This is a genomic window from Cupriavidus sp. 05L310 (genome assembly GCF_056398185.1).
On the sequence record NZ_JBFTOX010000047.1, the window covers coordinates 64060 to 75181 of the forward strand.

Annotated in this window: 10 protein-coding genes; 3 read left to right on the forward strand and 7 right to left on the reverse strand. The window is 67.9% G+C overall.

Annotation, left to right across the window (positions count from 1 at the left end; translation table 11 throughout):
* Positions 1–92: 92 nt before the first annotated feature.
* The 3 genes from AC1DS6_RS29395 (at position 93) to AC1DS6_RS29405 (ending at position 2365) form a co-directional block, all read left to right on the forward strand.
* Complete coding sequence (locus tag AC1DS6_RS29395) at positions 93–1295, forward strand: MFS transporter (RefSeq protein WP_477103710.1); 1203 nt, start codon at positions 93–95, stop codon at positions 1293–1295.
* 152 nt (positions 1296–1447) lie between these two features.
* Complete coding sequence (locus tag AC1DS6_RS29400) at positions 1448–1987, forward strand: cysteine hydrolase family protein (RefSeq protein ID WP_441633237.1); 540 nt, start codon at positions 1448–1450, stop codon at positions 1985–1987.
* A 72-nt stretch (positions 1988–2059) separates the two neighbouring features.
* A complete protein-coding gene (locus AC1DS6_RS29405; RefSeq protein WP_045243050.1) occupies positions 2060–2365 on the forward strand; it encodes an NIPSNAP family protein in 306 nt (101 codons plus the stop codon).
* 87 nt (positions 2366–2452) lie between these two features.
* Here the strand turns inward: AC1DS6_RS29405 and pdxR are convergent, their stop codons facing one another.
* The 7 genes from pdxR to AC1DS6_RS29440 form a co-directional block, all read right to left on the reverse strand.
* A complete protein-coding gene (gene pdxR / locus AC1DS6_RS29410) occupies positions 2453–3967 on the reverse strand; it encodes a MocR-like pyridoxine biosynthesis transcription factor PdxR (protein WP_441633239.1) in 1515 nt (504 codons plus the stop codon).
* 153 nt (positions 3968–4120) lie between these two features.
* Positions 4121–4780 (reverse strand): SorB family sulfite dehydrogenase c-type cytochrome subunit, encoded by a 660-nt coding sequence (gene sorB / locus AC1DS6_RS29415; protein ID WP_441633241.1) that lies wholly within the window; start codon positions 4778–4780, stop codon positions 4121–4123.
* 11 nt (positions 4781–4791) lie between these two features.
* Positions 4792–6045 carry a SorA family sulfite dehydrogenase catalytic subunit gene (gene sorA, locus AC1DS6_RS29420; protein WP_477103711.1) on the reverse strand — a complete coding sequence of 418 codons (1254 nt, stop codon included), beginning with the start codon at positions 6043–6045 and terminating at the stop codon, positions 4792–4794.
* Positions 6046–6113: 68 nt separating this feature from the next.
* A complete protein-coding gene (locus tag AC1DS6_RS29425; protein ID WP_441633245.1) occupies positions 6114–7553 on the reverse strand; it encodes an NAD(P)/FAD-dependent oxidoreductase in 1440 nt (479 codons plus the stop codon).
* 38 nt (positions 7554–7591) lie between these two features.
* On the reverse strand, positions 7592–7996 hold the full coding sequence (locus AC1DS6_RS29430; RefSeq protein WP_441633247.1) for a nuclear transport factor 2 family protein: 405 nt from the start codon (positions 7994–7996) through the stop codon (positions 7592–7594).
* Positions 7997–8129: 133 nt separating this feature from the next.
* Positions 8130–9170, reverse strand: coding sequence for a YeiH family protein (locus AC1DS6_RS29435; protein ID WP_441633249.1), 1041 nt, complete (start codon positions 9168–9170; stop codon positions 8130–8132).
* Between the two features lie 169 nt (positions 9171–9339).
* On the reverse strand, positions 9340–10704 hold the full coding sequence (locus tag AC1DS6_RS29440; RefSeq protein ID WP_441633257.1) for an amino acid permease: 1365 nt from the start codon (positions 10702–10704) through the stop codon (positions 9340–9342).
* Positions 10705–11122: the final 418 nt, after the last annotated feature.

An 11122-nucleotide genomic window follows, 5' to 3' on the forward strand; every position in this document is an offset into this window, starting at 1 on the left:
CCCCATACTCCGCTCCATGCATCGTCCGGACTTCGCCGGTCCGGCGGTAGCCGGATCGCGGGATTGCACCTAACCTGTTTCGCACACTTCCAATGCCATTAGCTCTCTATGCCCTGACCGCCGGCGCCTTCGGCATCGGCGTCACCGAATTCATCATCATGGGTTTGCTGCTCGAGGTCGGGACCGACCTCGGCGTCTCCATCGCGGCGGCGGGCCTGCTGATCTCCGGCTACGCGCTCGGCGTTGTGGCCGGCGCGCCGGTCATGACGGCCCTTACTGCCCGCTGGCCGCGCAAGACCGCGCTGCTGGGCCTGATGGTGATCTTCACCTTCGGCAACGCCGCCTGCGCGATGGCGCCGAACTACGAGACGCTGATGGCCGCGCGGATACTGACCGCGCTGGCGCACGGCACCTTCTTCGGCGTAGGCTCGGTGGTCGCCACCGGGCTGGTAGCGCCGCAGCGGCGCGCTTCGGCCATTGCGGTGATGTTCACCGGGCTGACCGTGGCCAGCGTGCTGGGTGTGCCGTTTGGTACCTGGCTCGGGCAGGCGTACGGCTGGCGCGCCAGCTTCTGGGCGGTGGCCGCCGTCGGCTTGCTGGCGGTGCTGGTGATCGCACTGCTGGTGCCGGCCGAACGCGACAAGCCGGAAGCCCCCGACCTGCGCCGCGACCTGCGCGCGCTGATGCGCCGGCCGGTACTGCTAGGGCTGCTGACGACGGTGCTGGGCTATGCCGGCGTATTTGCGGTGTTCACCTATATCGCGCCGATCCTGACGCAGATCACCGGCTTTGCCGACAGCGCCGTCTCGCCCATCCTGCTGGTCTTCGGCGTCGGGCTGGTGGCGGGCAACCTGCTCGGCGGCAAGCTGGCCGACCGGTACCTGCAGGCCACGGTGCTCGGCAGCATGCTGGCGCTGGCGGTGGTGCTTGGCCTGATGAGTTTCGCCTTGCACAGCAAGGTGCTGAGCGTGGTCTTCGTCGGCCTGCTGGGCGTGGCCGCCTTTTCCACCGTGGCACCGCTGCAGATGTGGGTGCTGGAACGCGCCAGCGGGGCCGGGCAGAGCCTGGCGTCGAGCTTCAATATCGCCGCTTTCAACCTGGGCAATGCCATTGGCGCGTGGCTGGGCGGGGTGGTCATCACCCGTGGGCCGGGGCTTGGCGCCGTGACCTGGGTCGCCGCGCTGGTGCCGGTGGCCGCGGTGGCGGTGGCGCTGCTGGCCATCCGCCTGGAGCGCAATGCAGGCGGCAGGCAGCCGGGCGGAAGCGGCAAGCTGTCGTCGCCGCCGCTGCACTGATCGGGAGGTTGCTGCGGCAGGCCGGTGTGCAGCATTGCCGTGGCGCGGACAGTGGCTTATGCTGGCGGCTGCCTGCCGGCGCCACGGGATATGTTTTCATCCGGACCGATGCACGCCGGATACATCCAACCGACCGGACGCCATCCGCACCGATGCAAACCGCACTGATCGTCATCGACGTACAACGTGGCCTGTTCGACGACACGCCCCGGCCAGCCGAAGCCGATGCCGTGCTCGGCCGCATCAATCGCCTGATCTCATGCGCGCGCGCCGCCGGCGCGCCCGTGGTGTTCGTCCAGCACGAGCAGGCCGCCGGCGCGATGCCGTTCGGCTCGGCCGCGTGGGCGCTGGAACGGAGCCTGGCCGCGCAGGCGGACGACCATCGCATACGCAAGACCACGCCGGATTCCTTCCTGGATACCGGGCTGGCCGCGCTGCTGGATCGGCTGCAGGCGAATCAACTGGTGATCTGCGGCTATGCCACCGAATTCTGCGTGGACACCACCACGCGGCGCGCCGCCGGGCTGGGCTACGCGATCACGCTCGCCGCGGACGCGCACACCACGCATGACAAGCCGCACGCCAGCGCCGGGCTGATCCGGCGCCACCATAATGCGACGCTGTCGGCGATTACGAGCTTCGGGCGGCCTATCCGGGCGTTGGCAACGGACGACATCGTATTTGACGTTTGACACCGGGCGGCGGACAAGGCCGGATCGTCAAGACAAGACCACAGCAAGACCACCACGAGACCATTATCAAGAATGATCACCTGCTACCTGCGCTACATCATCGACCCGGCCAAGCTGAAGGAATTCGAACACTACGGCAAGCTGTGGATTCCGCTTGTGGAGAAGTTCGGCGGCCAGCATCACGGCTATTTCCTGCCGTCGGAAGGCGCCAGCAACGTGGCCCTCGCCCTGTTCTCCTTCCCCAGCCTGGCCTTGTATGAGGCGTATCGCAACAAGTCCTTCGACGATCCCGAGTGCCAGGCGGCCTTCCGCTACGCGCAGGAGACGCAATGCATCGTCAGCTACGAGCGCAGCTTCTTCCGGCCGGTGTTCGAGTAGGCGCTACGGTTTCTTTCGGTACCTTCAGGCGGATGGGCAGGGTACCCGAGGCGCTCGACGAAGCCGCCCGGGTGCGAACACGCGCTTTCACTGCCTCATCGCCTGCCCGATCAGCTGCCCCAGCAGCTTGACGCCTTCCTCGATCCGCTCATCCGCGATCGCCGTATAGCCCATGCGGAAATGCGGCGATGGCGCATCGGTGGAAAAGAACACATCCCCCGGCTCGATGATGACCCCGTGCGCCAGCGCGATCCCGGCCAGCTTGCGCGCATCGAGCCCCGGCGGCCCTTCCACCCAGAACGAAGAGGCCCCCGGCGAGTTATGCGCCCGGGCCTGCGGCAAGTGCCGCGCCAGCATATCGCGCAGGATCTCCGCGCGGCGCTGGAAGATCGGCGCCACGCGCCGCAGCAGCGCGTCGTGGTGGCCCAGCGAGATAAACAGCGCGGTAGCCCGCTGGTTGTTGGCCGGCGGATGGCGCAGCATGAAGCGGCGCAGCGCGCGCGCCTGCCGGATGACGGCCTTGGGCGCCACGATATAGCCAAGCCGGATGCCGGGCACGAAGGATTTGGACAGGCTACCCACATAGATCACGCGGCCGTCGCGGTCCAGGCTCTTGAGCGCGGGGATTGGCTGGGTCAGCGCCGGGTTCTCCGTGTCGTAATCGTCTTCGATCAGCACGACGTCATGGCGCCGCGCTTCGCGCAGCAGCGTCTCGCGCCGCTCCAGCGGCATGGTGACGGTGGTGGGGCACTGGTAGCTCGGCGTGATGAAGGCGTAGTCGCATTGCGCCAGCCCGTCGTCCGGGCACAAGCCGGACTCGTCCACCGCCAGCGGCACCACCTCGCGGGCGCGCATGCCGAAGATATGGCGGGCGTCGTTATAGCCCGGTTCTTCCAGGCCCACGCGCGTACCCTGCATCAGCAGGTCGGCCAGCAGGTAGAGCGCATTCTGCGCGCCCATCGTGACCATGATCTCGTCCGGGTTGGCCCAGACGCCCCGGCGCGGCAGGATGTGCTTCTGCAACTGCTCGATCAGCAGCGGATCGTCCCGGTCGATCAGGTCGGAGGCCCAGCCGCGGATCTCCAGCACGGCCAGCGCCATGCGCGAGCATTCGCGCCAGTCGGCGGTGGGAAACAGGGCGGGATCGAACTGGCCGTAGATAAACGGGTAGGGATAGTTCTGCCACTCGGTGGGTTTGACGATGGCACGCTTGCCGGTCATGTCGGGCAGGCGCGCCTCCCAGTCCGGGCCGCCTTGCGCGGCCTCTTCGGGGGCGGGGGTGCCCACCGCGCGTGGCGGCGCCGAGCCCGGCCTGACCGCGCTGGGCAACTGCTCAACCACGAAGTAGCCGCGCCGCGGCCTGGTCTCCAGGAAGTGTTCCTCCACCAGTTGCTGGAAGGCCAGGATCACCGTATTGCGGGCGATGCCCAGCGTGGCCGCCAGCTCGCGGCTGGAGGGCAGGGCGCTGCCTTCGGGCAACTGCCGCGCCAGGATGGCTGACACCAGTTGCTGGCGCAGCTGCGCCTGCAGGCTGACGCCGGAATCGGAGGATAGCTGTAGCAGCCGGTTCCAGAAAGTGTTCGCCTTGCCCATGCTTGCCATGCCGCTCCCCGTGCTATGGCCGCTGTGGCGGCCGTGGTCTTGTGCGGCGGATTATGGGCGAAGTCCCGCACCGATGGAATGGGGATGCCAGCAGACCCGCGCCACGCCTGCGGCAAGGCGAAGGCGATGAGGCCGCGGGTGCTCCCCTTGTGCTTAGCGGCCGAGAATCCAGCCCGCCAGGCTTTGCAGGTCTTCCGTCGTCATTGTTGCGTAGGCCGGCATCGGCACCTGGCCCCACTTGCCCGCGCCGCCGGCACGGATGTTCTGCGCTACCAGCGCCGCGGCGCCAGGCTGGTTCGCGTACTTTGCCGCCACGTCCTTGAACGCCGGCCCCACCACCTTCTTGTCGACGGCATGGCAGGCGGTGCAGCCATTGGCCGTGAGCAGGGCCTGCGGATCGTGGCCGCCCGCGGCCGGGGCGGCAGCCGGTGCCGGCGCGTTGGCTTGCGCCGCGGCCTTTCCTGCATAGGCCGTGCGCTCCGCGCCGTAGGTCTTCGTCAGGTAGTCGACCATGGCCGGGATGTCTTCGTCCGGAAAGGGCGCGCCGAAGGGCTTCTTCATCTTCTTGACCGTGGCGTCCCAGTAGCCGCGCGGCGACGACGGCGGCTGCGTCAGCACGTACTGCGCCGAGTGGCAGGTCATGCAGTTCTGCTGCACCAGGCGATAGCCGGGCAGCTCGCTCGGCGTGTAGCGCGCGGTTTCCGGCGGGAGCGTGATTTCCAGCGCGCGCGCGGCGGGTGCGCCGCCGATGGCGGCAAGGGCCGCGAGAGCAAGGACGGCAGCGTGGGGGCGGGTCGGTTTGACGGGTTGCATGGCTGCCTCCTTCATGCCGCGACCACGCGCGTGGTTTCCACCACGTTGCGCATATAGCCGGCCGGGTTCCACAGGGCGGTGAGGGGCTGGCTCTGGCCGATGCGGTTGCCGGCACGCACCTTCAGTTCGTACTCGCCCTTCTTCGGCGGCGTGAACGCCGCCGTCCACTCGCGGAAGGAGTAGCGGCCCAGGTCCTTGCCCAGTTGCGCAGCGCGCCAGGTGCGGCCGCCATCGGTCGACACGGCCACCTCGTCGACGCCATAGCCCCCGTCGAAGGCGATGCCGCGCAGCACGGTCTGGTGCCCGGCACGCACCGTTGCGCCATCCGCCAGGCTGGTGATGAAGGAGCGCACGTTGAAGCGGTTGATCGGCACCGTGCGCGCGGGCGCCGTGCCGGGCGCCACGCAGGCGCAGGGATTGTCCGGGATGCGGTAGGCCGCGTTCATCCAGAATCCGTCGAACGGCTTGTCCAGTACCTGGATGTCGGACAGGTGCTTGACCCAGTAGGTGCCGTAGTAGCCGGGCACGATCAGGCGCAGCGGAAAGCCGTTGAGCATGGGCAGGTCCGCGCCGTTCATGGCCCAGGCGAGCATGACCTCGCCATCGAGCGCGTGGTCGATGGCCAGCGCCTTGACGAAGTCCGGGCCGCTTTCCAGCGGCGGGCGGTCCATGCCGTCGAAGCTCACCTGCAGCGCGCCGGCCTGCACGCCGGCCTTCTCCAGCAGCGCCTTCAGGGGCACGCCGGTCCAGCGCGCGTTGCCCATGGCGCCGTTGCCGAGCTGGCCGCCGTTGGCGCGCGGCGACAAAAAGCCCCGGCTGTTGCCCGAGCACTGGTTGACCGCCACGAGGTCCACCGGGGAGGCCAGCCGCTTGATCTCGTCGAGCGAGAGCTCCAGCGGCGCATTGACCTTGCCGCCCACGCGCAGCCGGTAGGTTTGCGGGTCGATGCGGGTGGGAATCCCGCTCCAGTGGTAGCGCACGAAGAACGCATCGTTGGGCGTGATCGGGCCATCGTTGAACACGCCGAACGGGGTCTCCAGCTGCGGCGGCCGGCTGGTCAGCAGGATCAGCGGACGCTTCTGGGGAAAGGCCACCAGCTCGCGCTCGCCGTTCTCGAAGGGAAGTTCAATGCGCGCGTCGGCGGTGGCTGCCAGCGCCTGCAGCGCGGGGTGGGCCAGCGCCGCGCCGGCGCCCAGCGCGCCGAGAGAGCGCAGCACGCCACGGCGGCCCGGCTGCGGTGGTACGGAATGATGGCCTCGGCCCATGCCTGGCTCCTCGTCTTTTGGTGGGGATGGCGGTCTTGGACGGTGCCGCTTTGGTCGCACTTCCGGTTTCAGATGACTTCGTCCTTCATGTGATACCAGCGATACAGGAACCACTGCCCGAACCGGCGGAACGGCGCGAAAGCCTGTGCCTCGACCATCTCCCGCACGTTCGGGAACGGTAGCGCCGAGCGGAAGATCGGCAGTTCCGGCCCCGCGCTCTTGCCCGCGATCAGCGCGGCCATGCGCTTGCCGGCCTGCGCGGAGTACATCACGCCGTTGCCGCCGTAGCCCATCGCGTAGTAAATGGTCTGGGCCGGGTCCGGCTGGAAGATGCGCGGCATCATGTCATGGCTCACATCGACCCAACCCCACCAAGAATAGTCGATCTGGATGCCTTGGAGCGCAGGGAACTTGCGGTGCAGGTCGCTGACCAGCTTGTCCTTGTATTTATGCTGCGGCGCATCGTTGCCGGTGATGGCGCTGCGGCTGCCGATCTGCAGGCGGCCATCCGGCATCAGGCGGTAGTAGTGCCGCAGGATGCGGGTATCGGTGATGACCTGCGTCGTGCGGAAATTGCACGCTTCCCGCTCGGCCGGCGTCAGCGGCCGGGTGACGATGGAGTTCGACAGGATCGGGAACAGGCGGTTCTTCAGTTGCGCATGGAGGTGCGGCGAGGTGTAGCCGCCGGTGGCCACGGCGACCGCGCGGGCGCGCACGATGCCGCCGGGCGTCTTCAGGTAATGCACGCCGCCACGCGTCTCCCAGCCCGTCACGGGGCTGGATGGGTGGACCTTGGCGCCCAGCGCGCGGGCCTTGCGCAAGTAGCCGAAGGCCAGCTTGCCGGCATGGATGCCGATGCCTTCGGGTTCGTGCATGGCGCCGGCGGCTTCCTTGTCGTCGACGTACTCGCGCTTGACGGTATCGGCGTCGAGGATGCGCGCGTCGTACTTGAAGACGTCGCGCAGGATCCTGGCTTCCTTTTCCAGCGCGGGCATGACCTTGTCCCGGTGCGCGATGTACAGGTGGCCGCCCGGCTGCGGTTCGCAGTCGATGTCCTTGATCAGCCCCTTGAAGGTCTCCATGCCGTCGCACACTTCCTCATGCAGGCGCAGCGCGGTATCCAGGCCGTAGCGCTGGATCCACTGCGAACGCTTGAGCCGGCCCGAGGCGCACTGTGCCTGGCCGCCGTTGCGCGTGCTGCAACCCCAGCTCACGCGGTTGGCTTCCAGCACGGTGGCCTTGATGCCATACTCCTGCGCGAGGAAGATCGCGCAGGTCAGGCCGGTGAAGCCCGAGCCGATGATGGCCACGTCCACGTCGATATCGTGGGTGACCGGGCCGTCGTCCGGCGGCGGCTCGCCGGCGGTGCCGATCCAGTAGGTGGGGGCGTACTCGCGGCCCTGCCCGGGCGTGGGCGCGACCAGCGGGTCGTAGGCCGGGTCGTACGGCTTCGAAGGCGCGGTGGCGTGGCCTTCGGGCAGGATCAGTCTTGCGGCGGTGGCATCCATGTCTGTCTTCCTCGTGTGCCCTCTGTGGGGTGCCGGATTCAGTTGCCTGCGCCGTTCGCCGCGACGGGCGGACGGTCCTTGCGGTACGCGTTCTTCACCGCGATCTTGCCGTCGCGGAAGGTGAACACGTCCACCATGCGCGCCTCGATGCGGGTGCCGTCCGCCTTCGTGCCGCGGAAGGTGGATTCGCTCACGCCGCGCTCGCCGGCCACGAAATGCTCGCCGTCGAGCCATGCCGCGTCGGGGAAAGCCTGCCATGCCAGCTGGAAGCCCTCGCGCACCGCCTCGCGGCCTGCGAAGCTGCGGCCGAACAGCTCGCTGCCGGCCACGGCGTGGAACACGCAGTCCTCGGCCATGAAGCGCATCAGCGCTTCGATATCGTGCCGGTTCCAGGCGTCGCTGAATGCTTGCAGGGTGGCCTCGGTGACGGGGGTATTTGCCATTTGGATCTCCTTGATGTTGTGTGTGATTCGCGCGTTGCGCGGACCTGTGCGCCTTATGACGTCAGCATAGTGAGGTGGCGCGCAATGCTGTAGGGCCAGATCCCGTAAATCGTTTGGGCCAGCGGCCACCGGCTCACCCGAAGCTGCGCATCAGGTACACCACGCCCAGCATGTACAGCGCCACGAACGCCGTCTCGGCGGACATCAGCACGATCGGCTTCCAGCCGAGTTCGGCCAGCTTCTGGAACGAGGTCTTCACCCCCAGCGCGGCGATCGAGATCACCAGGCACCAGCGCGAGACTTCGGAGCACCCCGCCGCGACGGCCGGCGGAATGCCGCCCAGGCTGTTGACCAGCACCAGCGCGGCAAACACCAGCAGGAAAACCGGTATCAGCGGCGCCCGCGCGCCGCCGGCCACGGCGCTCTTCTTGCGGCGCGCGTGGAAGACCAGCGCCAGCATCACCACCACCGGCATCAGCATGGCCACGCGGAACATCTTGGCCAGCGTGGCGGCATCCGCCACCTGCGGCGAGATGATGTAGCCCGCGCCGACCACCTGCGACACATCGTGGATCGAGCCACCGAGAAACAGGCCCGCCTCGTGCCGGCCGAGGCCAAGGTGCGTGACGATGAGCGGATACAGCACCATGGCCAGCGTGGAGAAAGCGGCGATGCCGATGGCGGTGAGCAGCGTGTAGCGCTCGTTCTCGGCGGTTTGCGGCAGCGTGGACGAGATCGCCAGCGTGGCGGAGATGCCGCAGATGCCGGTGCCGCCGCCGGAGAGCAGCCCGAGCATGGGCGGCAGCTTGAGCGCGCGGGCAAGCAGCACGCCGAAGGAAATGGTCAGCACCACCGCTCCGATCAGCGCGGCGACGCCGGACAGGCCAAGGTCGCCCACGTCGCTGGCGGCAATGCGCACGCCCAGCAGCGCCACGCCGACCCGCACCAGCTTCTTGGCCGAGACCTCGATGCCGGGCAGGCATCTGGCGTTCTCGGTCAGGAAGTGGAAAGCGATGCCGATCAGCAGCGCATACAGGAACTGCGGGCCGCCGTAGTGCTCGGAGACAAAGGTGGCGGCCAGCCCGATCACGCCGCACAGCATGAAGCCGGGCAGCAGGGCGCGGGTCCGCGCGAAGGCGGACTGGGGAATGGCGGGTAGGGTGTTTGCGGTCATGGCGGCAGCCAGGTAGTTTGAAAGCGGCCGGGCAGGCGCGGGCCTGCCGCTGCGGCAAAACGCGGCGGCAGGCAATGCGGACTTGCCGGGAGCGAATCCGCGATGGCGCGCATCGCGGAAGCCGGATCAGGTGGAGCCGGCGGATCGGGCGGATCGGGCGATGGGCGTGTCAGTCAGCCCGCCGCACCTCGCCCATCGGTGCGGCGGTGATCGCGTGCTTGCGGCACAACTGGCGCACGGCATAAGCGATCAGCAGGATGCCCAGGCTGGCCACGCCGAGCAGCAGCGGAGTGCGCTGATCGGGGATAAAGGCCATGGCGACCACGATCCCGACCATGCCTGCGATGGCGACCCAGGTCAGGTAGGGAAAGGCCCACATCCGCACCTTGAGCCGCTCCGGCGCTTCGCGCTCAAGGCGGGCGCGCAGGCGCAGTTGCGAGAAGGCGATCAGGATGTAGACGAAGATGGCGACCGTGCCGTAGGAGTTGACCAGGAAAGCGAACACCTTGTCCGGCGACACATAGGACATCACCACCGCACCGTAGCCGAACAGCGTGGCGAACAGGATGGCCCGGACCGGCACGCCGTTGCGGCTCAGCTTGGCCAGCCCCTTGGGCGCATCGCCACGCTTGGTCAGCGCGAACAGCATGCGCGACGAGGCGTACAGTCCGGAGTTCAGCGCCGAGAGCACCGCGGTCAGTACCACGGCGTTCATGATCTGCGCCGCCGCCGGGATGCCCATGGCCTTGAGCGCGCTGACGTACGGCGTGGCGATGCCGACGGAGTTCCACGGCACCAGGCACACCACCAGCAGTACCGAGCCCACGTAGAACACCAGCACGCGGGTGATGACGGAGCTAGTGGCCTTGGCCACCGCCTTTTGCGGCTCGGCGGTTTCCGCCGCGGCGATGGTGACGATCTCGGCGCCGAAGTAGAACCCCGTGGCCGCTACCGCGCCGGTCAGCACCGGCATGATCCCGTTCGGTGCAAAGCCCCCGTGCACGGTGAGGTTGGCGACGCTGGCGGTGGTGGCGGGCCACATGCCGAGCACGAACAGGCCGGCCAGGAACAGAAACACCACGATGGCAGCCACCTTGATCGAGGCAAACCAGAACTCGAACTCGCCGAAGGACTTCACCGAGATCAGGTTGGTCAGCGTGAGCATCACCAGCAGTACCAGGCTGATGGTCCAGGCGGGCACGTCCGGTAGCCAGAACTGCACCAGCGTGGCCCCGGCCACGGCCTCCAGCGCGACCACGATCACCCAGAAATACCAGTACATCCAGCCGGTGAGGAAGCCGGCGAGTTCACCCATGGCCGGGCGGTCGCGCCAGGCCTCGCGGGCGTATTCGTAGAAGGAACCCACGGTGGGCAGCGCGCACGCCATCTCGCCCAGCATGCGCATGACCAGCACCACCAGCAGGCCGGTGATGAGGAAGGAAATGACGGCGGCGGGGCCGGCGGACTTGATGACCACGCCGCTGCCGACGAAAAGGCCGGCGCCGATGACGCCGCCCAGCGCGATCATGGTCATGTGGCGCTGCTTCAGCCCGTGCTTCAGGCCGCTTGATTGCTGCTGTTCGGTAATCACTGTGTTGTCTCCTGCACTGCACAGGGTCGCGCGCCACGGTTTCTATAGTAGGTCGGCGATTGGCTCGCCGCCGGGTCCATGGTCGCGCCGGATGACGCCGGTGCGGGTTGCGGCAGGCGTTGCGTATCGCATGCGGCGCCTGCCGCGGGGGGCGGAAACATCCGTTGCCCGGAAGGCCGGGCGACGGATGTTCACGCGCTTACAGACTTGGCGCTCAAACGTAGTCCTTGTACTTGTCGAGCATGCGCACGGGCTTGGCGAGCGCATCGCGGCGGAACGGGTCGCCCAGCTCGCGGGTGCACATGATTTCGATGATGGTGGTCTTGCCGTGGTTCATCTGCAGGTCGATGGCGCGCTTGAG

What these genes read in the sequence shown, in the direction of transcription:
- sorA (WP_477103711.1), bottom strand. Translation starts at nt 6,045, where the DNA reads ATGGGCCGAGGCCATCATTCCGTACCACCGCAGCCGGGCCGCCGTGGC.
- AC1DS6_RS29400 (WP_441633237.1), top strand. Translation starts at nt 1,448, where the DNA reads ATGCAAACCGCACTGATCGTCATCGACGTACAACGTGGCCTGTTCGAC.
- sorB (WP_441633241.1), bottom strand. Translation starts at nt 4,780, where the DNA reads ATGCAACCCGTCAAACCGACCCGCCCCCACGCTGCCGTCCTTGCTCTC.
- pdxR (WP_441633239.1), bottom strand. Translation starts at nt 3,967, where the DNA reads ATGGCAAGCATGGGCAAGGCGAACACTTTCTGGAACCGGCTGCTACAG.
- AC1DS6_RS29405 (WP_045243050.1), top strand. Translation starts at nt 2,060, where the DNA reads ATGATCACCTGCTACCTGCGCTACATCATCGACCCGGCCAAGCTGAAG.
- AC1DS6_RS29435 (WP_441633249.1), bottom strand. Translation starts at nt 9,170, where the DNA reads ATGACCGCAAACACCCTACCCGCCATTCCCCAGTCCGCCTTCGCGCGG.
- AC1DS6_RS29395 (WP_477103710.1), top strand. Translation starts at nt 93, where the DNA reads ATGCCATTAGCTCTCTATGCCCTGACCGCCGGCGCCTTCGGCATCGGC.
- AC1DS6_RS29425 (WP_441633245.1), bottom strand. Translation starts at nt 7,553, where the DNA reads ATGGATGCCACCGCCGCAAGACTGATCCTGCCCGAAGGCCACGCCACC.
- AC1DS6_RS29430 (WP_441633247.1), bottom strand. Translation starts at nt 7,996, where the DNA reads ATGGCAAATACCCCCGTCACCGAGGCCACCCTGCAAGCATTCAGCGAC.
- AC1DS6_RS29440 (WP_441633257.1), bottom strand. Translation starts at nt 10,704, where the DNA reads ATGACCATGATCGCGCTGGGCGGCGTCATCGGCGCCGGCCTTTTCGTC.